The organism is Clostridium pabulibutyricum (genome assembly GCF_058242705.1).
Window position 1 is genome coordinate 312,381 of record NZ_JBZAYZ010000002.1, and the last position, 24,996, is coordinate 337,376.

Consider the following 24,996-nt stretch of genomic DNA (forward strand, 5'->3'; position numbering starts at 1 on the left):
TCATCCCTTCTTCATAAATTAATATACTTTTCTGTATATTTCTATAATCTCTTCAATCTTTGGCTGTCTTGGATTCAAAGCGGTAGTTTTACTTGCCTTTGCATCTTCTGCCATTTTCTCGAAGTTCTTATCGTCAACCCCTACATCTCTAAGCCTTACTGGAAGTCCTGTTTCAAGAAAAGTATTTTGCACACTCTCTATAGTTCTATAACTTGCCTCTCTCACAGATAATCCTTTTATATTTTCACCCATTGCCTTGGCCATGTCCCTAAACTTGTCTGCACATGCTGCACGATTGAATTTCATAACCTCAGAAAGTATCAATGCATTGGCAAGTCCATGAGGTACTCCATAATAAGCTCCAAGCGGCCTTGACATAGAATGTACTAAAGCCGTTGATGAATTACTGAATGCAAGACCTGCATACATCTGACCCATTAACATGTTCTCTCTTGCACAAATATCCTCTCCGTTTAATACCGCCTTTGGAAGATTTGCACTTATCATCTCTATTGCCTTTAAGGCATATATTTCCGACATAGGTTGTACAGCTTTTGATATGTACGCTTCTATTGCATGTGTAAATGCATCCATTCCCGTTGCAGCTGTAACCTGGGGCGGCATCATAAGTGTAAGTATCGGATCAAGTACCGCTATTTTAGGTATTATAAGTTCGCTTGCAATAAGCATTTTTATTTTTCTTTCAGTGTCTGTTATTATTGAATATTTGCTAACTTCACTTCCAGTACCTGCAGTTGTAGGAACTGCTATTATGGGTATCACTTCTTTTTCTGGAAGTTTGCTTTCATAATCTGTAATATCACCACCATTTGCAACTACCATGCTTATGGCTTTTGCAGCATCAAGTACGCTTCCTCCTCCGAGTGCTAAAATCACATCAGCATTTGATTTTTTGAAAGTTTCTACTCCATATCTCACAGTACTTACACTTGGATCAGATTCTACCTTGTCAAAAACTGTGCATTCCAAATTTTCATTTTTTAAAGAATTTAATACTTTGTCCAAAGCTCCCGTCTTTTTTGAGGAACTCTTTCCTGTAACAATCATAACTTTTTTTCCAAATTTCCTAGTCTGCTTTCCCACTGCTTGTACTGAATTCTTCCCATAAATTACATTTCCAGGACTTTGAAATATAGATAATTTCAAAAGCATCGCCTCTATTCTTATATGTTAATTTATATTGTATTTATTTAATAAATTATCAATTAATTTATATATAATTTATCATATTGTAAAATATTTATATATATCCACAGTGTACAAATATATTCTAATTCTTTTGTACACTGCATTATTTTTTATAGTTATAACTTTATTAAATCCAAGAAAATGCCTATCCTTATGCTTAGTTTTATATTAAATATAGTTTTTCCGTCTTTTAAATCACAATTTAATATTTCCTCTATTCTCTTTACTCTATATTTCATTGTATTTCTGTGAATATAGAGTTCTTCAGAAGTTTTTCCTAAATTTCGATTGTTCGTTAAATATGAATTTAATGTTTTCACTAAATAAGAGGAATTCTTGTCATCGTACTCTTTGAGTTTCAACAAATTTTCATTAAATAGCTTCTTCATTTCATCGTAATTACTCATCTCAAAAAACAGCCTAAATATGCCAAGTTCCTTATAATCTACAATACAATTGAATCTTTTTAATCTTTTTAGTATCTGAAGAACTTTTTTACCTTCTGAAATCGCCTGCTTGAATTCACTTAAATCACTGCATATTCCACCTATTCCTATACTTACAGTAATAGAATTTATCTTTTTTTGTATCTCATCCTTTAACAATTGTGCTGTAGCTGATACGTATTCTTTAATACAAGCGCTATCTATATTCTTATCTTTCTTCACTGGAAGCATCAAGGAAAAGCTATCACTTTGCATAGCAATAAAATATCTTCTATTGCTTCTGCCTATCAAATTATCAATAATAGAATAAATATGATTTTTAACATTCATTATTGAATACTCATCATTTAATTTATTTGACATTATGTATGATGAAAAATCATCAATGTCGATTACCATTGCACAATAATACATGTTTATACTGTAACCATATAATATAGCTCTATTTAGAACTTGTTGGGTAATATCTATATCTCCAATAATTACATCTTTTATAAAATTATTCATAGATTCTATTTCAATCTTCTGTGAAAAAATTGTTTTACATATGATTTGTGTTACATCTATGAGTCTTACTTCAAAAGGCAGTTCAAATACAGGAAACTCAATTCTATCTGCAAATTCTAAAACCTCTTTAGGTGTTGACTTTATATATGGTCCAATATTTATTACAAGACCGGATAATTTTCTTGAACTTATATCTTTAATAAATTTTAAAAGCTGCTTTGAGTCACTTCCTATAACAACTCCTGTCATAAAAAGAAGTTCTCCACCTCTCAGATAAAGGGCTGCATTTGGTATTTCAATAATATGAACCCAATTTATAACCTTGTCGAGTCCATCTTTTCCAGCTACCAGTTTCATTTTTTCAAGTCCTGGTATCTTCAACATATTTCTACAAGTTACAATCATTTTTTCGCCCCTATAATTTATTTTATATTAAATTTTCTATATTTATTTTGTAAATTTCATAAAATAATACGCCATTTTATTATAATATAATAAAATGGCGTATTAAACAATCCTTTAGTATTCACTTTATTCCACGTTTCAAATACCTTTCTATTCTAAAACTCCAATCATCATATACTTCACCATATTCCAGGCGAACTACATTTAAAAATTTTCCAAGCACTCCAAGTTTATTAAGCCCCTTCATCAAGTGTCTTGGATACATACAACTTCTCGAATAGCTGTTTTTGGGATCAATAACATTTATAAAAAATTTTTTATCTAAGTACAAATCTTTGCATCGTATGTCCAGCTTTGTAAACTTGAGTCTTTTAAATTCTTTTAAAAGTTCAATCATATTATGAGCAGTTTCATAATTAAGTCCATTTTTTTTGATGTAATAGTCAAGTCTGGTCCCTTTTACATAACTTCTTACTATATAATAGGAACCATATGCATATACGTCCGGGAAATATTTGCTTATTGAAGCTTTTTTGAGTATATCACACTCGGTTTGGCATACCTTACTATCCTTGAATACTTTTATAACTTTGTTATCTTGAAGTACATATACAATACCATTGTGACCTGCTCCCAAAAACTGTCCCTCTCTTAAAAAATTTTCACCTTCATCATCAAGTTGAATATAATAGCCTGAATTTTTACCCATAAAACTATCCTTCCTAATTACTGCTAGTATATTCTATGAAAAGAGTACGTGTTAATTTACTGAAAAAGCAATTAATTTTATCTGTACCTTGAAAACACTTCAAGATCTTTATGATTCCAGCTGCTATTTTTTACATACGTCATTGCTCTAAAAGTATCCAGAGATGTTATTACTTCTATATTTCTTTCAACTGCCGCTCTTCTTATATGAAAACCATCTCTCGAAGAATCATTTCCTTTAGTAGGAGTGTTTACTACAAGATCAACTTCCTCGTTCTTTATAACATCTATTATATTTGGTTTTTCCTCTTTCATCTTTCTAACTTCTTTTACTTCTATCCCGCTGTCTCTCAAAAGCTTAGCTGTATTTTTAGTAGCTGCAAATTGTATTCCTGCCTTGTTTATTTCCCTGGCAATAGGTAAAAATTCCTGCTTGTCATGATCGCTTATAGTCGCGAGTATTGTTTTAATTTTGTTTTCCGTAAACATATTTGCTCCAACAAACCCTTTATACAATGCCTCAGTTAGATTTTTACCCACACCTAAAACTTCACCTGTAGACCTCATCTCTGGGCCAAGTGACACTTCAACATTAGGAAGTTTTTGAGTCGAAAACACAGGAACTTTCACTGCACAAATCTCAGGTTCTCTAAAAATTCCAATTCCATATTCCATATCTTTAAGCTTTTCTCCAAGCATTACCCTTGTCGCTATGTCAACTATAGGAACGCCACTTACCTTGCTTATATACGGAACCGTCCTTGATGCTCTTGGATTGACTTCTATTACATACAAAGTATTTTTATATTCTATAAACTGTATATTTATCATGCCTTTTATTCCTATGCCAAGTGCAAGTTTTTTTGTATAATCAAGTATTTTTTCTTTAATATCACAACTTACATTTTGACTTGGATACATGGTTATGCTGTCACCTGAGTGCACACCGGCTCTTTCCAAATGTTCCATAACACCTGGTATCAAAACTTCCTCACCGTCACATATGGCGTCTACTTCTATTTCTCTTCCCATAAGGTATTTGTCTATAAGTATCGGATTTTTCTTGTCTTTGTCAAAAGCTTTGGACAAATAGTAGGTTAACTCCCTGTCGTCATATGTAATTTCCATCCCACGCCCACCAAGAACATAAGAAGGTCTTACAAGTACAGGGAAACCAACTTTTGCGGCTTCTTTGAGCCCGTCTTCCACAGACCAAACTCCTTTTCCCTTAGGTCTTTTTATATCAAGTCTTTCAAGCAAATCATCAAACTTTTCTCTGTCCTCCGCCATATCTATCTGATCCGCTGTAGTACCAAGTATTACTATATTTTTTTGTTTTAGAAATTCTGCCAGCTTTATCGCAGTTTCGCCGCCGAACTGCAATATTACCCCATACGGTTTTTCCTTGTCAACGATGCTTAGAACTTCTTCTTCCGTTATAGGTTCAAAATACAATTTATCTGAAACATCAAAATCTGTGCTTACCGTTTCAGGGTTGTTGTTTACAATAATTGTTTCTATGCCCATTTTTCTGAGTATTTTTATACAATGTACCGAAGCATAATCAAACTCTATCCCCTGTCCTATTCTTATTGGACCCGAACCTACAACAAGTATCTTCTTTTTGTCAGATACTTGAACTTCATCTTCCATCTCATAAGTAGAGTAATAATAAGGAGAAAGTGCTTCAAATTCACCTGCACACGTATCTACCATCTTGTACGCAGGATATATACTCCATATATTTCTTAGCCTGTATATCTCATCCGGTGAAACATTAAGCATGCAGGCTATTGCTTTGTCTGAAAATCCTTTTTTCTTTAAAAGTGTAAGCCATTTTTTATTTATATCCTCTACAGTACTACTTTTCAATTTTTCTTCCTGATCTATAATCCATTTGAACTTGTATATAAAGAACTTGTCAATTCCAGTTACGCTGGCAAGCATGTCAACTCTATATCCCCTTCTTATCATTTCTGAAAGAGCGAATATTCTTTCATCATCCGGATACTTAATCCTATTTTTAAGTTCCTCAAGACTGGAGCTTTTAAACTTTTTATAGTCAAGTGAGTAACTTCCAATTTCAAGAGATCTAACTCCCTTTAAAAACGCTGCTTCAAAATTGCTTCCTATTGACATGATTTCACCTGTAGCCATCATCTTTGTGCCAAGTTCCCTATCGGCATCCTGAAACTTATCAAATGGCCATTTTGGTATTTTAACTACTACATAGTCAAGAGATGGTTCAAAACAAGCATAAGTTTTCTTTGTAACTGCATTTTTTATTTCGTCAAGTCCATATCCAAGAGCAATTTTTGCCGCAACCTTTGCAATAGGATAACCTGTTGCTTTTGATGCAAGTGCCGATGATCTGCTCACTCTCGGATTTATCTCTATTACAGCATACTCAAATGAATTCGGATCAAGCGCAAGCTGTACATTACAGCCTCCTTCTATACCAACTTCATTTATTATGTCAATCGATGCAGTTCTTAGCATCTGATATTCCTTATCTGACAAAGTCTGGCTCGGTGCTGTAACTATGCTGTCTCCCGTATGGATTCCAACCGGATCTATATTTTCCATATTACATACAGTTATGCAGTTGCCATAACTATCTCTCATAACTTCATACTCTATTTCTTTCCATCCTTTTATACTTTTTTCAAGAAGAACCTGCCCTATTGAGCTTAATTCAAGTCCTGATTCAAGTATCTCATTCAGCTCTTCCTCGTTTTCCGCAATTCCGCCTCCTGTGCCTCCAAGTGTATATGCCGGTCTCACTATGACAGGATATCCAATTTGTCTTGCAAATTCTTTTCCACTTTCCACATCTGTTATTATTGCACTTTCAACAACAGGTTGATTTATTTTCTTCATTGTATCTCTAAAAATCTCCCTGTCTTCACCCTTCTTGATAGATTCTATGGAAGTTCCTATTATCTTCACATTATATTTTTTTAGTATTCCTTTTTCATATAATTCAACTGCAAGATTTAGTGCCGTCTGTCCTCCCATTCCTGCAAGCAGGCTGTCTGGTCTTTCTCTTATTATCACTTTTTCTACAAACTCAGTTGTAAGAGGCTCTATATACACTTTATCAGCAACTTCATGATCTGTCATTATAGTTGCCGGATTGCTGTTTATAAGTACAACTTCAATCCCCTCTTCTCTAAGTGATTCACATGCCTGTGTACCGGAATAGTCAAACTCTGCAGCCTGACCTATAATTATCGGTCCAGATCCTATAACCAAAACTTTTTTTATATCTTTATTTAAAGGCATATCTCATTTCTCCCTTCTCGTCTCTAATTCATATACTTCACAAATTCATCAAATATATAGTTATTATCTACAGGACCCGGCGATGCTTCCGGATGAAACTGTATCGAATATACAGGAAGATACTTGTGCTTCATGCCTTCTATAGTTCCATCATTCAGACTTATGTGAGTTGTCTCCATGTTCTCCGGAAGTCTGCTTACATAATATCCATGGTTCTGTGATGTTATATGAACTCTGCCTGTTTTAAGATCCTTCACTGGATGATTGCATCCTCTATGCCCGAATTTCAGTTTTGAAGTAGTGCCTCCAAAGGCCAGTGCAAGAAGTTGATGTCCAAGACATATCCCGACAGTAGGTTTTTTAGTTGCAATTTCTCTTATATTGTTTATTTCGTATTTCAAGTCCGACGGATCTCCCGGTCCATTTGACAAGAAAACCATATCCGGATTCACCGACAGTATCTCTTTCGGATATGTACCTGCAGGAAATACTGTAACTTTAAATCCTCTATTTATAAAATTTTCAAGTATACTTTTTTTTGCTCCAAAGTCAAGAACTGCTATATGCCTTTTTCCTTTACCTATTGAATAAATTTGTTTCGTTGTAACATCGGAAACAGCACTGGAATTTGAATAGCAGTTTATCTCATCTTTTATTGTGTAAAAATCAATATCCTTTACTGTTATCATGCCCTTCATAGTACCTTTGCTTCTTAAAAGCTTTGTGAGAGCTCTTGTGTCAATCCCTGAAATTCCAATTATCTTGTTTAATTTCAAATAATCCTCAAGCTCGAGTTCAGACCTGAAATTACTTGACTCATTTGAGTTTTCCCTCACAACAAAGCCCCTAACTTTTGGTGAATTAGACTCCATATCATTTAAGTTTATTCCATAATTTCCTATGAGAGGATAGGTCATAGTCACAATCTGTCCATAATAAGATGGGTCAGTCAGTATCTCTTCATATCCTGTCATTCCGGTATTAAAAACTACTTCTCCTAAAGCATCTCCCAAATATCCAAAAGCCTCTCCATCAAAACTGCTTCCATCTTCTAGTATCAATTTTGCCTTCATAAATATTACCTCCCGTATTTTCACAGTAAAAATACACTCAACAATCACTTTAACAAAAATAAAGGTAACGGGAAAATTAACCATGGATACTTTTCCTGTTACCTTTGTCTACATTCAAATATAAAAGCATTCAATTTTTTTGATACGCCAAAACAAAAATACATACTCATATTTTATACCTCTTTCTGGCCTCACAGGACCAATTTAAAGTGTATTTTTCACTAAATTCTTAATGACTATTCTAATTTAAAAATATGATTGTGTCAAGTCAAAAATATCGCCAAAAAATTTAAAGAGGACAGCACAGCCGTCCTCAGTCCTCCTACTTTTGTATTAGGATAATTCTATTTAAAATGAACATCTTTCACTTTTTTTCACATTTTTAATCGTAGTTATATTTATGATCTCAGCCTGAAATGCCTTCAAAAGAGCCTTTTCAAGAACTTTTTCATGATCAAAATTTTCAACATCATTGCACACTGCATATACTTTACTTACATCGCCATATAGATTCTGATAAGTTAAAGTTACATTAGGCTTGTCATACTCTACATCAATAATTTTCAATCCCCACGATATCTTAGCAAAATTATCTTTTACTTCAAGTTTAGTCAAACTTTCAAGTTTCTTTGCATCCTCAGAAGGATTTGTAACTATTATTAATTCATCTCCAACTTTATACTTGCTCATAATACCCAACTCCTTTTTTAAATCTTACTTTAATATTTCTACAAAATTTATTATATGCTTTTATATATGATAAATACAAAACACTTGAGAAACTTTTAACAAACTTCTTTATAAAAATACTTCCAATCGAAATATAATTGAACTGTATAACACTTTTTATCTTTCTTCAGCTTTATTATATTTATTATAACACATTTTTTCCAAAAAGTATAGTTATATAAATAACAATATTGATAATATTTATTGAGCCTTTTTATTGTCAGGCAGCATAAATGCCGATATCATAATACTCAAACTAATTAAAATCATTCCAATAAAAATTACATGAAGTCCATAATTTAGGGAAGATTTAACCATATCCTCTGATATAGATACTTCTTGATATTTGGAATACAAATCATTGGGATTTATATTGCTTATATTTAGATGTTTTAAATATCTCATTATAAAAATATTGAACACACTGCCAAACACGCTCACCCCTATTGTTTGTCCTAGATTACGCAGAAGCGTATTTGAAGCTGTTGCAACTCCTCTCATATTGTAATCAACCGACAGCTGTATAAATATAGTAAGTGTAGTAAAACTTGTACCAAAACCAATTCCAAGCAAAGCAGAAAAAAGTATTACAAAAAATATTGAGGAATCCGTTCCAAGAGAAAGAAGTAGAAAACTGCCTGTAAGAGTAATAAATCCACTAATAATTATAATACGCTTTTCACCAAACCTGACAATTTTGTCTCCTATGAATATTGTAGACAAAAGCCATGTAAGCGACATAGGTGCCATAACAAGTCCTGATATTGTAGCATTATATCCAAGTACATTTTGTATGTATATTGCCATATAAACGTCAATACCCATTAATATCGCAGAAAGCATAAAACTTATCGCATTTGTAAAAAAACTTGCTCTATCGAATATCTCAAAGGGTATAATCGGATCATCCGCTTTTTTCTCAACCTTATAAAACAAAAGCATTGACACGACAGATATGGTACAGAATATTCCAAGTCTAATATAGTTCATTCCATAGTCATTATTCTTTGACATAAATCCAAAAAGCAGTGACACAATTGCAATGGAAAGCACAACAACCCCTTTATAATCCAGCTTGACCTGCTTTGACTCAAGATTTTCAACTATATTTTTCTGTAAAAGTATTATCGAAATTATACCAAAAGGAACATTTATAAAAAATATCCAGTGCCATGACAGAACATCTATAAGAGCTCCTCCTATAAAAGGCCCTGCAAGACTTGCTATTCCCCACGTACTGCTTAACCATCCCTGAACTCTCGCTCTTTGTGAAATTGGAAACTGATCTCCAACTATGGTATATGTAATTGTATATATTGCTCCAGCTCCCATTCCCTGTACACCTCTAAACAATATAAGCTGATGCATGCTTTGTGATATTCCACATCCGGCACTCCCTGCAAGAAATATCATTATTCCAACTGAAAGTATATTTTTTCTTCCATACAAGTCCGCAAGTTTTCCATAAACAGGTGTAGTTACAGAAGATGTAAGAAGATACAGCGAAAACACCCAGCTTACAAGCTCAAAACCATTCAAATCTCCTACTATGGTAGGTACTGCTATAGTAACAACGGTACTTTCTACAGCTGCCAAAATCATTGCCAGCATGACAGCTACAATAATTCCGCGCTTAGATTTTTCCATTTAAATCACATCTCCAGATCTCTTTATTAAAATTTTACACTCAATTATATCATATATTAGCCTCGTTTCTCAAAATTAAAAGTCTTTTTAAGTCCGTTACTGCCTAAAACCGTATTATAAAATACATTTTTGGCATTATCTATATATATGTCAGGATGTGGCATCGATGTACTAAAGTGCGTAAGCCAAAGCTCGCGTACATTTCCTTTCTTTGCAAGATGCGCCGCTTCTCTGAAAAGCATATGCTTGTATTTAACGGCTTTTTCATATTTTTCTTCATCTCCATAAGTGGAATCACACACAAACAAATCCGATTTTTCTATGAAACTTTCAAGCTCCTTTGTAGGTCTTGAATCAGTACAATATGAAATTTTAATACCCCTTCTGGTTTCTCCAAGAACCATATCCTGAGTATACACTTTTCCATTTAATTCTGCCGTTTCTTTCTGCTGAAGCCTTTTCCACAACTTTAAAGGAACGTTGTTTATAATTGCCCTTTCTCTATCAAATTTTGGCTTTCTTTCAATATATATTGAATATGCAAAACATTGTATTCTATGGTCTGCAGGAAGTATTTCTATATTGAACTGGCCTTTTTTTATTTTGCCTGATACTCCGTCTGAAACTTCAACAAGTTTCAACTCATATGGCAATTCCGGCACAATTACCATAAGGCCCTGCATAATTTTCGAAAGTCCCTCCGGACCTACTACAACGAGAGGATCAGTCCTGCCGGAATTTGCTATTGCAAGAAGCATTCCCGGAAGTCCTGCAATATGGTCGGCATGAAAATGAGTCACTAAAATTACATCTATAGATTTAAAACCAAGTTTGTTGAGTTTCACGCTTACCTGAGTTCCCTCGCCGCAGTCTATAAGTAGTTTTCTGCCGCCTACTGAAACTAAAAGAGCTGTCAGAAACCTTTCAGGTGTTGGAACACTGCCGCCGCAGCCAAGCAAACATACATCCACCATAAAAACGCCCTCCAAATCAAATTGTGTCTTCAATAATCTAATTATAGACCAATCCAAAATAAAAATACAAAACAAGGTCCTGTTTTTAGAAGTGTCTTGCGACTTCTATATTTGAGTCTACTGTAGTATAATACGATTAGTATAAAGGTGGGATAATTTTTATGAAAGAATCTGTATTAGCTCTATTAAAGCAAAATCTGAATGAATTTACCTCTGGCCAGGTAATAAGCGAAAAACTGGATGTGAGCCGAACCTCAATATGGAAATACATAAATAGTCTTAGAAAAGACGGCTACAAAATAGAATCCTCTTCAAAAAAAGGATACAAACTGGTGTCGTCCCCAGATATTCTGACTTTTGAAGAAATAAAGGAAACTTTGACTACTAAATATATAGGAAAAAACATTCTCCACTTCGACAGCATAGCCTCAACAAACCTAAAAGCAAAAGAACTTGCTGAAAAAGGAGAAGCTCATGGTTCCGTAGTTATATCGGAGGAGCAAACCCTTGGTCGAGGCAGACTTGGACGACAGTGGCTTTCCCCAAAATACAAGGGGATATGGTTTTCAATAATACTAAGGCCAAAAACCGAACCTATAAACATTCCAAAAATAACTCAAGTAGCTGCAGCTTCCATTGTAAATTCTCTGGCAAATCTAAATATAGACGCATACATAAAATGGCCGAATGACATAATCGTAAACCATAAAAAAGTATGTGGAATACTTACAGAAATGAGTGGTGAACTCAACAGAGTAAATTACGTAGTTCTTGGAATGGGGGTAAATGCTAATCTTGACCCTTCTGATTTCAATGAGGATATATCGCTGAAGGCAACTTCACTTAAAATAGAAACAGGCCAAAGTATAGATAGAAAACTGTTTATATCCTCAATTTTAAACGAATTTGAAAAACTCTATGAAGAGTTTTCAAAATATAACACAGTAAATAAATCACTTGAAATATGCAAAAAACGCTCTGCAATACTTGGAAAAAACATAAAAATAATATCATGTGGCAATATATCTTACGCCAAAGCTGTGGATATACAAAAAAACGGGGAACTCAAGGTTGAATATCCCGACGGCTCCACGGACAATCTTATATCAGGCGAAATATCTATCCGTGGATTGAACGACTATATATAGAATACTAAACTTGCAAATGAATACTTTTTTACAGATTACGCATACTAAATTATAAAAATCGTCGGGAGTGATCTTAAAATGCTTCTCATAAAAAATGCAGACATATTTTCACCTGAACATCTTGGGAAAAAAGACATATTAATTTGCTCCGGCAAAATAATATTCATATCCTCAAATATCACAATACCAAAGAATAATTTTCCTGAAACAACCACAATAGACGCAGATGGTCTTACTGCAATTCCCGGTCTCATAGACCTCCATGTGCATATAAACGGTGCCGGCGGCGAAGGTGGTTTTACAAACAGAACACCTGAGATGGAGCTTTCAAAACTCACTTTAAACGGAATCACAACCTGTATAGGACTTCTCGGAACAGATGGTACAGGAAGAAGTATGGGAAGCCTTCTTGCAAAATCCCGAGCCCTTCAGGAAAAAGGGCTCACAACCTACTGCTGGACAGGATGTTATGAAGTGCCTACAAGAACCCTTACAGACACCGTAAGGAGTGATATAATACTTGTTGATAAAATTGTTGGTGCAGGTGAAATTGCCATATCCGACCACAGAAGCAGCTGTCCTTCTGTAGAGAGTCTCATTCATATAGGAAGTGAATGCAGAGTCGGAGGACTTCTCTCTGGAAAATGCGGTATACTTCACCTTCATGTCGGAGACGGTAAACTTGGACTTCGTCCTCTTTTTGATGTGATAGACGCCTCGGATATTCCTCTCGAAAACCTTCTTCCGACTCATGTAAACAGGAATAAAAAAGTTACGGATCAATCAATAGAATACGCAAAATCCGGCGGTCATATAGATATAACCACCGGAATAAAAAATGAAGGTGACACCGCAGTATCCGCCTCGGATCTCTATATAAAAATGCTTCAAGAAAAAATATCTCCGTACAATATAACAATGAGTTCGGACTCCGGAGGAAGCATGCCCCTGTTTGATTCATCAGGAAGACTTACACAACTGACAGTTGGACTTCCAACCACAAATATGGAGGCAATTCATGAAACCTTTAAAAAAGGTATTCCTCTGGAAGATGCCCTTATCCCAATGACCTCCTCACCTGCAAAACTGCTTAAACTGGCCGACAAGGGTCATATCAGGGAAAACTTCGATGCAGATTTGCTTCTTATTGATAACAATTTTAATATATCACATGTTATATCCAAAGGTAAAATAATGGTTAAGGGACATAAACCAACTGTATATGATACCTTTGAGCCCAGAAATCTATAAAAGCATTCATCTGATTACTTCATAATATTTCCATCGGTTGTTACAACAACTTCATTGTATGGAACTATTGTGCCGGATTTTAGCATGGCACTTTTCACCGCTGCCACAATTCCCTTACAGCATGGTACTTCCATCCTTACAACCGTTATGCTTTTCGGGCTGTTTACTTTAAGTATCTCAGTGAGCTTTTCTTCATAATAAGCTACATCATCAAGCTTTGGACATCCAATGAGTGTAATACGCCCCTTTATAAAATCCCTGTGAAATGCTGCATAGGCATAAGCAGTGCAATCTGCTGCTACAAGAAGATTCGCGCCCTTTAAATAAGGTGCCCTGGAATTCACAAGTTTCAACTGTACAGGCCACTGCTGAAGCTCTGAAACCTGGAACTTGGAACTATCAACTGGCTTTTCAACTCTTTGCCTAGCAGGAACTGCAGGCCTTCTTTTTATAACTCTTGCGGCAGTTCCCGGACATCCGCATGGCATTTTCTCATGGCTCTCCGAATTCTTTTTCTTCAATACCATTTCTTCATCATAAGCTGCACTTTCCCTTTCAATTATTTCTATTGCTCCGGCACTGCATTCTGGAAGACAATCTCCAAGCCCATCACAATACTCGTCACTTATAAGTTCAGCCTTTCCATCTACAAGCCTTATTGCTCCTTCGTGACAGGCATCTATGCAAAGTCCGCATCCATTACATTTTTCTTTATCTATATTTACAATTTTTCTTATCATATTTTATTCCTCCCCAAAGTTTATTATTGATTTTATGTGATCATTATAATATAATGATTCAATAAATTCCGTAACATAAGTTACTATTTACGAATTTTATTATGGAAGGCGGTAAAATCATATATGATAAAAGATTTAACTTGTATTTTAAAAAAGTGCATATTAATGCAAAATTTCTCAGCTAAAGAAATAAACTCCCTTATAAGCAGCGTAAATTATGATTTGTTGCAGTATTCAAAGGACGAAGTTATAGCAATCGAAGGCACTGCTTGTTCAAAAATAGGCATTGTAATATCAGGCAGTATTGAAGTTCAAAAAATATATTCCTCCGGCAAAATTATAACCTTAAGTAAGTTGTCCTCTGGAAACATATTTGGAGAAGTCATTCTTTTTTCAAACAAAAACACATATCCTGCAACAATAGTAACCTCCCAAGATTCAGAAATATTGTTTATCTCAAAAGATAATGTATCAAAACTGTGTACCATCTCAAATATATTTTTAAATAATTTTATGTCTCTTTTATCAAACAAGATACTTATGTTAAATAAAAAAGTTAAAAATATATCTTACCAAACATTAAGAGAAAAAATAAGCTCCTACATTGTAGATGAATACAATATTCAAAAAAGCAATATCATAAAACTTCACATTACAAAGAAAGAGCTTGCAGATCAGCTTGGTATTCCAAGGCCTTCCCTTTCAAGAGAACTCGTAAACATGAAAAATGAAAACATAATAGACTTTTCAAAGCATGACATAACAATAAAAGATTTGGATTATTTAAAAAATCTGATTTAACTAAATGACGGTTATTTCATCTACACTAAAGCACGGACCATCCTTGCACACTCTTTTATATCCATTTATAGTTTTAATCGAACAGCATACGCACGCACCAAGTCCACAGCCCATTTTTTGCTCCATTGATACATACGCCCTGCAATCAAGGCTTTGAACCATTTTTATTATTCTGTTTGAACCTCCACAATATACTACATCAGGTTTTGACCTTGCCACAATTTGTCTTATATTTAAAACATCACTCGTATTATCTTCATCATATACACAGGAAAGTTCACTGGAAAACCCTTTTATGTAGTCATCTATAAAGTTAACACCTTTATTTCTAAAACTTCCTATGGTTACAACTCTGCAATTTGATTCACGCAGTTTTTTTCCAAGATTGGCAAGAGAAGCAAGACCACATCCTCTTCCTATCAACACAGAAGTTGTGCCTTCAAATATTTCAAATGTATTTCCAAGAGGACCAAGTACATTTATGAATTCTCCCTTTTTTAAAGTTGAAAAAAGAATTGTTCCCTTTCCTACAATTTTGTACAATATTTCAATGCAATCTCCAAGTATCTTATATATGGTAAAACATCTTCTAACAGGCATGTTTTTTTCCATTCCCTTTATAGACAGAGATAAAAACTGACCTGGTTTTGCCCCGGCCATATCTTCGCACTTAAATCCCATTATAAAATATCCTGGAACCACCTCTCTATTATATAAAATTTCGTGTTCTGTGACACAAACCTTATCTTTTGTCTTCATATACAACTTCTCCTCTGTATATTGTGTTTTTTATCCTTCCGTATAACCTCTCCCCGGTAAAAGGAGAATTTGATGATTTTGACGCAAAGGAACCTACTACATACTCTTCCTCCGGATTAAATATTACAATATCCGCCCTGTGACCTTCTTTTATGTAACCTCTATCGAGATTATACAGTCTCGCAGGATTCAAAGTAAGTTTCTTCAAAATCTCCATATAACTTAGACGCCCTGGTTTTACCAAATTTGAAACAGCAAGGGAAAGTGCAGTTTCAAGTCCTATCATTCCGCTTGGAGTTTTTACAATTTCACCTTGTTTTTCCTTCTCCGAATGAGGTGCATGGTCTGTTGCTATAATATCTATTGTTCCATCTGACAGTCCTTTTATTATTGCTGACCTGTCGTCTTTTGTCCTTAAAGGAGGATTTAGCTTTGCATTTGAACCTTTTTTTATAATTTCATCTTCTGTTATACTAAAATGCTGTGGAGTAGCCTCGCATGTTATATTCGCCCCAAGTTTTTTTGCATGTCTTACAAGTTCAACTGACAAAGCAGAGCTTATATGCTGTATATTTACCTTTGCCCTGGTTTTTATTGCAAGAACTGCATCCCTTGCAACAAGTACACTCTCAGCCTCTCCAGGAGAACCTTTTATGCCAAGCTTCTTGGCTATTTCTCCTGAATTTATTCCGTTTTCACATATAAGGTCTGGATCTTCCTCATGAAAACTCAAAGGTACATCAAGCTCCTTTGCCATAAACATGGCATCTTCGGCAACCCTTGAATTTTTAATAGGCTTTCCGTCATCTGAAAAACCTACGGCTCCACATTTTTTAAGATAATCCATGTCTACAATTTCCTTTCCGCAAAGGCCTTTTGTAATAGCTGCCACCTGAAGTACTTCTATTTTTGCTTTTTTTGCCCGGTCTAATATATATTTTAAAGTATCCTCGTTGTCTACAACAGGATTTGTATTTGCCATGCATACAACTGTAGTATATCCGCCCTTTGCTGCAGCTTCGGCTCCTGTAAATATGTCTTCTTTGTATGTATATCCAGGATCCCTGAAGTGGCTGTGCACATCTACAAAACCAGGGGATACAATACTTTTTGATGCATCTATAATCCTGTCTGCCCTGGTTTCTTCTACTATTTTACTTATTTTAACTACATTTTCTCCATCTATAAGTATATCCAGTTTTTCATCTAAATTGCTAAGCGGATCAATAACACGTCCGTTTTTTATAAGTATCACTTAAAATCCTCCTTTATATATTCATAAACTATTTTACATCCATTTAAAAGATCTTCCAAATTAATATCTTCATCGGGATTGTGACTTATTCCCTCTCTGCACGGTATAAATACCATTCCTGTTTTTGCTATGCTGGCAAATTCCATTGCATCATGACCTGCCCCACTTGGCATTTCAATACTTTTTATATTTAAGCTGTCTGCAGATTTTTTCAGTCCCTGAATAACTTCCCCATTAAGTTCAACAGGTTCTCCCGATGATATCTGGATAAAATCGTAGGATACCTTACGTCTCTCCATAATCTCTTTTATTTTATCTTTAAGTTTTGATATAAGAGAATTTATACTGCTTGTCCTTATGCCTCTTATATCTATACCAAGCTCTACAAATCCCGGTACAACGTTTAAAGCATTTGGAGTCTCATATATTTCTCCTACAGTTGCTACTGTAGAATGCCTGGATTCCTCATTTCCAAGTCTCTCGATTTCTATTATAACCTCTGAGGCTGCAATTAATGCATCTTTTCTCATTGACATTGGTGTGGCACCAGAATGGTCCTGTCTTCCGTGTACTTCGAGCCTAAACCTTTTTGAACATGCAATAGCATTTACTATACCTGCCTGTATGTTCCTATCATATAGGACCCTTCCCTGCTCTATATGAATTTCTATATATTTATTTAAATTCTTTATCTTATAATCTTCTTTTAAATAACCCCTGGCTTTTAAAATTTCATACATGCTCTCTTCTCTAACACCACTGAATTTTTTAAGTTCATCTTCTTTTATATTTCCAGTTATAAGCCCGCTGCCAACTGTAGCTTTTCCAAAAGCGCTGGATTCTTCACATCTCAGTCCAACTACTCTTAAAGGTATGTCAAGTTTGTTTTCCTTTATCCATTTTAAAATAAGAAGACCTCCAAGTACTCCTGAAACTCCGTCATATTGTCCTCCATTCGGTACAGAATCAAGATGGGAACCTATTAGATAAAATTTTCTTTTATCTCCCTCATTTAAGTATGCAAAAGTATTTCCAACACTATCCACTTTCGTGTTGATTCCAAGTTTCCTGCAAATTTTCTCAAACATATGATGCATACTGTCTTCTTCCCTACTGTAACCCATTCTTGTAACACCAGGACCCACATCATCCCTGCCTATTTTATAAAATCCTTCAAACCAGTTCTTCAATATAGCCAAGTCATCATTCATTTTCATCAGAACATCTCCATTAATACAATTAATTTCTTTTTTTCCAACTTTCTATTTTATAAGCAACAACTCCAAAATACAGTTTTATCTTGTCATTGATTTTTTTCATATCCAACCCTGTTATCTTTTCAATATTTTTCAATCTATATTTAAGTGTATTTTTATGTATAAAAAGTCTGTTGCTTGTATTTAAAATATTTTCATTGCACTCAAAATACATCGAAATAGTTTCCATAAGTTCATTATCCTCTACAAGTTTTCCCAAAGCGATTTTTCCAAAGCATGAAATATTTTCAGAATAATTTTTGTAAAATATACTATACAATTCTACGTCTTTGTAAAAACAATAGTTTTTATCTCCATTTATAACCCTTCCAAGCCTTATAGCATTTTTGGATTGTTCATATCCTTCCTCCACTCCAGCTATTCCATGTAGCACATTTCCAATACCCGTATAAATGTGATCACCTTTATAATTTATATCTATATGGTTCAAAATTAAATTTAGAACATACCTTCCTGTTTTTTTACAATTTTCTCTGTCTTCTGCCTGTATAAGCACCGTTGCATCTTCTATATTTCTCACAACTGAATAATTTACAGTTTTATTGTCTTCCCTCAATAAGCACATGGTATTGTTTACAAATTCGCATATGCTGTCTTTTACATATATAGAATTATATTTTTGTTGTGAGTCAATTTTTCCCATATCCACACATATTGTATATATAAATTCTCTTTCTATGTTATATCCAAGACTCTTCCCTCTGTCTATAATATTTTCAATATTTTTATAGGTATGAAACATTATAGATTTTATGTATTCTTCAACTAGATTAAAATGTTGTTCTATTTCAAATATTTTATGATTCAAAGGTGTCATTATATCAAGATAAGTTACATTATCAGGTATTTCAACAAGTGGAAATTTCATACGATTTGCTTCTTTAATAACATTTTCGTGTATAGATTTTCCACCATTTATCTTAATTGCAAGGCCTGCAGCATTAAATTTGCTGAGTTGATGTAAAATATCAAGCTGTACATTAACATCTTCCATAAAATAAAAACTGGTTATTAGAAATTCCCCCCCTTTTATCCAATGAACTATATCGGGTACTTCCATAACAGTTACACTTTTTATTACATTATCAATACCTTTTCTTCCTCCAACCAGTCTTGTTTTTATCAAAGGGCTGATTTTCATAGCCTCTCTAATTGTAAGCATTACATCACTTCCATATTTTTCTCAATACCAATTATAATATATTAAGAGATACTTTTGGCATCTCTTAATAAAAATTACACAGTTTCTTCACTAATCTTTGGAATTTTCATGCAAATTACAACAGTAAATGAAATAAGATACAACACTGACAAAAATACCATAGCTATAGTCAAACTGTAATGATCAAGGAAGAATCCTATAAAAAACGGTGAAAACCCTCCGATTGCCCTTCCTACATTAAATATAGTATTATTTGCAGTACTTCTTATAGTAGTTGGATATAAATTGCTTATAAACGCACCATATCCTGCAAACATACCATTTGCAAAGAATCCAACTATCATTCCTCCTATAAGAAGTTCAATGGAATTTGATGCATAAACGTACAAGAAAACTGAAATTGCAGAAGCTGCTAAAAATATTGCATAGGATATTTTCGCGCCAAACTTGTCCATAATTCTTCCAAATAGAAGCATTCCAAGACTCATGCCTATTATTGTACTTATCATCCATATGGATGAACCTGTTACACTAAGTCCCATCCTTTTCTGCAATATAGATGGCAGCCAGTTCATGAGTCCAAAATAACCTGCAATTTGAACAATACACATTATCATAAGCGACAGAGTTGTAACTGCTCTTTTTCTTGAGTTAAAAAGTTGTTTTACAGATACCTTTTTTTCAATCTTAACATTATTTTTATTTGCCACCCAGACTGGAGATTCCGGAAGATGTTTTCTAACCAAAAATGCCAGAACCACAGGTATTATTCCAATTATGAAAAGAGGTCTCCATCCTCCTATAGGAAACACAATTGCAGCAGCTACTGCAGCTACTATACTTCCAACCTGTCCTCCTACTCCTATGTAAGAACTTATCTTTCCACGCTTTTCTTTTGGAAAAGCTTCTGCAGCAAGACTCATTCCAATACCATACTCTCCTCCACCGCCAATACCAGCTATAAAACGAAGTACATATACAACATATATATTTTTTGCAAATACCATAAGACCTGTAGCTACTGCAAATATAAGTATGGTGTATGTAAATACCTTCACTCTCCCTTTCTTGTCAGCAAGTATTCCAAAAAATACACCGCCTATAAGCATTCCTATGTTTGTTATTGATGATACAAGTCCTCCATAAGCAGAGCTTATGTTAAAATCCTTTATGATTGCAGTTAAAACAAATGAAAGTATCATAATATCAACCATTTCCACTGCAAATCCTAGTATAGATGAGAGCAATACTTTGTTTTGATATTCCTTTGTAATTACTACGTTTGACTCTGTACTCAAATTCCTCACTCCTCGTTATATTTTCTAAAACTCTATTCCAAACTTCCAATAAAATCATTTATATCGTCAATATGTTTTTTAAACATAAACTTTTCAATACCTGATGCTATATCTTCCATAACATTAGGCCTTACAAAGTTTGCAGTCCCAACCTGTACTGCACATGCACCAACCATAAGATACTCAAGTGCATCTTCAGCTGTAAATACTCCTCCGCAGGCAATTACAGGAATGTCCAGATTCTTTTTTATATTATAAACAAGCCTCATCGTTAATGGCTTTATACTTGCTCCTGAAAACCCTCCTATTGTATTTCCAAGTACGGCCTTTTTGTTTTCAATATCAACTTGCATTCCTATATATGTGTTGGCAACAGTAAGTGCATCTGCTCCAGCTTCTACAGCAGCTTTTGCAATTTCAACTATATCTGTAACATTTGGAGTAAGCTTTACAAATACAGGTTTATCGGTATATTTTCGTACATTCTTCACAACCTCGTATGTCAGCTCCTTTGACATTCCAAAAACTTTTCCTCCCTCTGATATGTTAGGACATGATATATTGATCTCGTATGCAGATATTTCACTTGATTCCTCTAAAATTTTTATGGAGCTTTCATAATCATCTGTCGAATTATTAGCCACACTTGCGATTATATTTGTATCTATTCTTTTAAGTTTTGGAATTTTATTTTTTACAAAATCAACTACACCTTTATTTTCAATTCCAACACAATTTAATATTCCACCTTCAACTTCCGTTACTCTCGGAGGTGGATTTCCTATCCTTGAATTTAAAGTAACACTTTTGGGAATAAGCGCTCCAATTTTACTGAAATCTATATATTTTTCGTATTCGTCAAGTCCAAAAGTTCCAGATGCATTCATTACTGGGTTCCTAAATTTTAAGTCTCCAATTTTTATCGAAGTATTCATTATTATTACATCTCCTTGACTTTTTATAATTAAAACGCATTTTTTTTTATGAATGTAATAAAGTATACCAAAAATAGTTTTGTTTGTCTTTATTAAATTAAACAAAATTTGATTATAATTTTTGTTATTTTTAACAGTATATAAAAAATAAGTTGTATATTTTATAAAATACATACATAGTTATACTTACTTTTACAATTTTCCAACTCAGCATCAATATTATTTAAATAAATCTTATTTTAATCTATTAAATTCATCATACAAAAAAGGAAAACGAGAGACTCGTTTTCCTTAAAGTTATAAATTCCTATTGCTTTTTATCTATTGCAGCCGCAACCGCAGCATAATAATAATAGAATTATTATTATCATAACTTCGTTTCCGCCACAAAATCCTCCTCTTCCACCATAGCATCTGTTAGACATAAAGAACCCTCCTTATCATCTTAAATTTTAAGTTGCCTTATTTTTAATCCTAAGTTAAATTTCCACGTATAAATTGGTTACTACTAGCATCTTCTTCCGCAACTAGAGCCACAGCAAAGCAGCAACAATATTATAATCATTATTACTTCCTTACCTGTTCCATTGCCACCACAACATCTACGTGACATAAAGACCCCTCCTTGTTTTCTTTACTATTAGGTATCCTGATTTTTCATCATGTGTTCTATACTTCTATAATATTAACCAGAGCCTTAAATGTTACTTTTTCTAAAAACATTTATAAATTGATGGACAATCATATCCAAAGGACTTAAAATAGTAGTAAAATATATATTCAATCCCGAGGTGAAATATAGTGGAAATAAAAAACGAATTGCAAAACGCGTTCAATATAATGATTCCATATATGTACTACTTTTTTGACGATGAGATAGCCTTCACCATGTCAAATACAACGCACTTCATAAAAGTTGTAAACAGCAAGAATATAAACATGAATGCAAAACCGGGAGATCCTCTAAGACCAAAAGGTGCTGCTTATGAATGCATAAAATCCAAAAAAACTGTTACAACAATAGTTCCAAAAGAAATTTTCGGTACAGAAATAAAAGCCATTGGTATTCCAGTTAAAGAAAACGATATCATAATTGGAAGTATAGTGCTGGTTAAAAGTTTAGAACGTCATTACAAATTTATAGAGTCATCAAAAATACTTTCAAATGCAATTTCAGATATTTCAACTACCTCTGAAACCTTAAAATCTGGTATAGAAGAATCTGTGAACTTCAACAATAACATCTTAAGTCAGATAAAAGACACTGCACAAAAAACCCAAAATACTGATGAAGTACTTATATTTATAAAAAACATAGCTTCAAAAACCAATCTTCTTGGGCTAAATGCTGCAATTGAAGCTTCCCGGGCGGGGGACAAGGGAAAAGGATTTTCAGTAGTAGCAAATGAAATACGAAAATTGTCAAATTTCATAAACAAATCAGTATCTGAAATAAATTCTATACTTGAAGAGATAAATGAAGAAGTCAAAAATGTATCGGAAGAAATAGACTCTTCCTCAATCTCCAAAGAACAACTTGATCAAATTCAAGAATTAAATTCTTCCATAAGCAATCTCAATATATTAGTGAAAAATATAAATGATCTTTCAGAATAAAAGCAGTGTGCAAAATTCTATTTGCACACTGCTTTTATTCTAATCTTCTACATTCATGGCATAGGACATTATAGCAGCTCCATATACACCAGTATCAAAAACATTTATTATATTTTCCGGTCCAATTCCACCTATTGCAATAACAGGTATTTTTACTTTTTTATTTATTTGGTTTAAAAATTCAAGTCCTTTTCCCTTTAATCCTTTTTTACAATCAGTTTCAAATATATTTCCGACAACTATATAGTCTGCATTCATCTTTTCCGACTCTTTAGCTTCATCCAAACTATGCACAGATACACCAATCTTCATTTTTGAATTTTTAATAATCCTTAAACTTGAATGAGATCTATTCATACTTTTAAACTTTTTAAAACTTGTGTGAAAAGCAAATGCTTCCGATTTTAAAGCTGCCTCTAGATCATCATTTACTATAAGCAATGTTCCATACTTTTCTATTATGTTCTTTATTCTTTTTGCCATTTCAAGTATTTTCTCGTGCGGCAGATCTTTTTCCCTGAGCATAATTGCATCCGTACCGAGTTCTGCACATCTCTCTATTTTTTTGTAGAAATTATTTTGTCCACAAATACTCCTGTTTGTAACAGAAATTATCCTGTTATTTTCCTTCAACTTGAAAATCATACTGTTCTTCATCAACAAAACTGCCAATCTTTAAACACCGGATTATACCCTTTGCTTTCTATTTCCGCTCTTATTTCATCCACAGATCTTCCATCGGATATTACAAACTGACCATCACCTTTTTCATCTTTTCCAAGAGAATGACCTCCAACTTCCGTTGTTACCCCCGCCGACATTTTTGTAACTCCAAGAGGTATCATATTGTTTCTCATATATTTACCTTCCCTTGTAGTTATATTTATTCCTGCTCTTTGAAGAAATATCTTGTATGCAAGTGTAGCTTGTACTAAATTTCTGTCAGTGACATCGTATATCTTTATTTCACTTCCTGCATGAGGTCTTATCCTTGGCACAGACATGCTTATTTCCACAGCCGGATATTTTTTTGACATATAAGCTGCATGAATTCCTGTCAAGAACACCTCATTTCTCCATTTATCAAGTCCAAGAAGTGCACTCATTCCAACAGAATGTATTCCAGCCCTGCATCCCCTGTCAAGAGCTTCAAGCCTGTATCTATAATCCCTTTTCTTGCCTGCAAGATGAACCTTTTTATAAACTTCTTGATTATAGGTTTCCTGATAAACCGTCAAACTGTCCGCCCCAAGCTCCACAAGTTCCCTGTACTCGTTCTCCTCCAAAGGGTAAATTTCAAGGCATATGGAATCAAAATATTTTTTAAGTATTTTCACTGCTCCTTTCAAATACTCCATAGGACAATAATACCTTGATTCTCCTGTTAAAAGTATTATGTGTCTTAGACCTGTTTCTGCTATAGATTTCGCCTCCTCTTCAATCTCATAAAACGTCATCTTCTTGCGCACAATCTTGTTTTCAACATTGTATCCACAATATATGCACTTATTCGTACAATAATTTGCAATGTATATTGGAGTATACAAAACTATGTTTTTTCCAAAATTTCTAACAGTTATTTCATGGGCTTTTGCTGCCATGGGTTCAAGATATTTCTCAGCCTTTTCAGACAAGAGTGCCAAAAAGTCCATTTTATTTATTCTGTCCCTGCAAAGTATATTCTCAATATCCGAATCCTGAACATTTTCAAAAAAACCTTCAAAATCAAAGTCGTCATATTTTCTTATCTCATCATAAATTCCTATTTCC

The 24,996-nt window shown here is 33.9% G+C and carries 21 protein-coding genes; 4 read left to right on the top strand and 17 right to left on the bottom strand.

Annotation, left to right across the window (positions count from 1 at the left end):
- Window positions 1–18 precede the first annotated feature (18 nt).
- From AC4CVH_RS04820 to AC4CVH_RS04855, 8 genes are all read right to left on the bottom strand, one after another.
- Entirely contained in the window at window positions 19–1,167 is a 1,149-nt protein-coding gene (locus tag AC4CVH_RS04820; protein WP_490786604.1) for an iron-containing alcohol dehydrogenase, read from the bottom strand.
- Window positions 1,168–1,325: 158 nt separating this feature from the next.
- Window positions 1,326–2,567: a PucR family transcriptional regulator gene (locus AC4CVH_RS04825; protein ID WP_490786605.1), complete on the bottom strand. Its 1,242-nt coding sequence runs from the start codon at window positions 2,565–2,567 to the stop codon at window positions 1,326–1,328.
- Window positions 2,568–2,688: 121 nt separating this feature from the next.
- Window positions 2,689–3,276: a protein kinase gene (locus AC4CVH_RS04830; protein WP_490786606.1), complete on the bottom strand. Its 588-nt coding sequence runs from the start codon at window positions 3,274–3,276 to the stop codon at window positions 2,689–2,691.
- Window positions 3,277–3,353: 77 nt separating this feature from the next.
- Window positions 3,354–6,560 carry a carbamoyl-phosphate synthase large subunit gene (carB, locus tag AC4CVH_RS04835; protein ID WP_490786607.1) on the bottom strand — a complete coding sequence of 1,069 codons (3,207 nt, stop codon included), beginning with the start codon at window positions 6,558–6,560 and terminating at the stop codon, window positions 3,354–3,356.
- 23 nt (window positions 6,561–6,583) lie between these two features.
- The gene (locus AC4CVH_RS04840) at window positions 6,584–7,633 is read right to left on the bottom strand and encodes a carbamoyl phosphate synthase small subunit (protein ID WP_490786608.1); all 1,050 of its coding nucleotides are present in this window, start codon (window positions 7,631–7,633) and stop codon (window positions 6,584–6,586) included.
- A 348-nt stretch (window positions 7,634–7,981) separates the two neighbouring features.
- Window positions 7,982–8,323: a hypothetical protein gene (locus AC4CVH_RS04845; RefSeq protein ID WP_490786609.1), complete on the bottom strand. Its 342-nt coding sequence runs from the start codon at window positions 8,321–8,323 to the stop codon at window positions 7,982–7,984.
- A gap of 240 nt (window positions 8,324–8,563) precedes the next feature.
- Window positions 8,564–10,009, bottom strand: a complete 1,446-nt coding sequence (locus AC4CVH_RS04850; protein ID WP_490786610.1) for an MDR family MFS transporter — start codon at window positions 10,007–10,009, stop codon at window positions 8,564–8,566.
- 56 nt (window positions 10,010–10,065) lie between these two features.
- Window positions 10,066–10,983, bottom strand: a complete 918-nt coding sequence (locus tag AC4CVH_RS04855; RefSeq protein WP_490786611.1) for a ribonuclease Z — start codon at window positions 10,981–10,983, stop codon at window positions 10,066–10,068.
- A 161-nt stretch (window positions 10,984–11,144) separates the two neighbouring features.
- On the opposite strand from AC4CVH_RS04855, the gene AC4CVH_RS04860 reads away from it, so the two are divergent.
- Together AC4CVH_RS04860 and iadA are read left to right on the top strand one after the other, a co-directional pair.
- Window positions 11,145–12,131 (top strand): biotin--[acetyl-CoA-carboxylase] ligase, encoded by a 987-nt coding sequence (locus AC4CVH_RS04860; protein WP_490786612.1) that lies wholly within the window; start codon window positions 11,145–11,147, stop codon window positions 12,129–12,131.
- Window positions 12,132–12,209: 78 nt separating this feature from the next.
- A complete protein-coding gene (gene iadA / locus AC4CVH_RS04865) occupies window positions 12,210–13,382 on the top strand; it encodes a beta-aspartyl-peptidase (RefSeq protein ID WP_490786613.1) in 1,173 nt (390 codons plus the stop codon).
- A gap of 14 nt (window positions 13,383–13,396) precedes the next feature.
- Here iadA and AC4CVH_RS04870 read toward each other — a convergent pair whose 3' ends face one another.
- Window positions 13,397–14,122 (bottom strand): ATP-binding protein, encoded by a 726-nt coding sequence (locus tag AC4CVH_RS04870; protein WP_490786614.1) that lies wholly within the window; start codon window positions 14,120–14,122, stop codon window positions 13,397–13,399.
- A gap of 126 nt (window positions 14,123–14,248) precedes the next feature.
- Between AC4CVH_RS04870 and AC4CVH_RS04875 the strand changes: the two genes are divergently transcribed.
- Window positions 14,249–14,923: a Crp/Fnr family transcriptional regulator gene (locus AC4CVH_RS04875; protein ID WP_490786675.1), complete on the top strand. Its 675-nt coding sequence runs from the start codon at window positions 14,249–14,251 to the stop codon at window positions 14,921–14,923.
- On the opposite strand, the gene AC4CVH_RS04880 is transcribed toward AC4CVH_RS04875, so the two are convergent.
- From AC4CVH_RS04880 to AC4CVH_RS04905, 6 genes are all read right to left on the bottom strand, one after another.
- The gene (locus tag AC4CVH_RS04880) at window positions 14,924–15,682 is read right to left on the bottom strand and encodes an iron-sulfur cluster-binding protein (RefSeq protein ID WP_490786615.1); all 759 of its coding nucleotides are present in this window, start codon (window positions 15,680–15,682) and stop codon (window positions 14,924–14,926) included.
- Window positions 15,666–16,937, bottom strand: coding sequence for a dihydroorotase (locus AC4CVH_RS04885; protein WP_490786616.1), 1,272 nt, complete (start codon window positions 16,935–16,937; stop codon window positions 15,666–15,668). The genes AC4CVH_RS04880 and AC4CVH_RS04885 overlap by 17 nt, the downstream gene beginning before the upstream one ends.
- On the bottom strand, window positions 16,934–18,154 hold the full coding sequence (locus AC4CVH_RS04890; protein ID WP_490786617.1) for a M20 family metallo-hydrolase: 1,221 nt from the start codon (window positions 18,152–18,154) through the stop codon (window positions 16,934–16,936). Before AC4CVH_RS04890 ends, AC4CVH_RS04885 begins: the two co-directional genes overlap by 4 nt.
- A 22-nt stretch (window positions 18,155–18,176) precedes the next feature.
- Window positions 18,177–19,376 carry a PucR family transcriptional regulator gene (locus AC4CVH_RS04895; protein WP_490786618.1) on the bottom strand — a complete coding sequence of 400 codons (1,200 nt, stop codon included), beginning with the start codon at window positions 19,374–19,376 and terminating at the stop codon, window positions 18,177–18,179.
- Window positions 19,377–19,450: 74 nt separating this feature from the next.
- Window positions 19,451–20,674, bottom strand: a complete 1,224-nt coding sequence (locus AC4CVH_RS04900; RefSeq protein ID WP_490786619.1) for an MFS transporter — start codon at window positions 20,672–20,674, stop codon at window positions 19,451–19,453.
- Window positions 20,675–20,706: 32 nt separating this feature from the next.
- Entirely contained in the window at window positions 20,707–21,609 is a 903-nt protein-coding gene (locus AC4CVH_RS04905) for a dihydroorotate dehydrogenase (protein ID WP_490786620.1), read from the bottom strand.
- Between the two features lie 801 nt (window positions 21,610–22,410).
- Here AC4CVH_RS04905 and AC4CVH_RS04910 point away from each other — a divergent pair.
- Window positions 22,411–23,226, top strand: a complete 816-nt coding sequence (locus AC4CVH_RS04910) for a methyl-accepting chemotaxis protein (RefSeq protein ID WP_490786621.1) — start codon at window positions 22,411–22,413, stop codon at window positions 23,224–23,226.
- A gap of 39 nt (window positions 23,227–23,265) precedes the next feature.
- Here AC4CVH_RS04910 and AC4CVH_RS04915 read toward each other — a convergent pair whose 3' ends face one another.
- The gene (locus tag AC4CVH_RS04915) at window positions 23,266–23,883 is read right to left on the bottom strand and encodes a thiamine phosphate synthase (protein ID WP_490786622.1); all 618 of its coding nucleotides are present in this window, start codon (window positions 23,881–23,883) and stop codon (window positions 23,266–23,268) included.
- Window positions 23,883–24,992 carry a 2-iminoacetate synthase ThiH gene (gene thiH, locus AC4CVH_RS04920; protein ID WP_490786676.1) on the bottom strand — a complete coding sequence of 370 codons (1,110 nt, stop codon included), beginning with the start codon at window positions 24,990–24,992 and terminating at the stop codon, window positions 23,883–23,885. Before thiH ends, AC4CVH_RS04915 begins: the two co-directional genes overlap by 1 nt.
- Window positions 24,993–24,996: the final 4 nt, after the last annotated feature.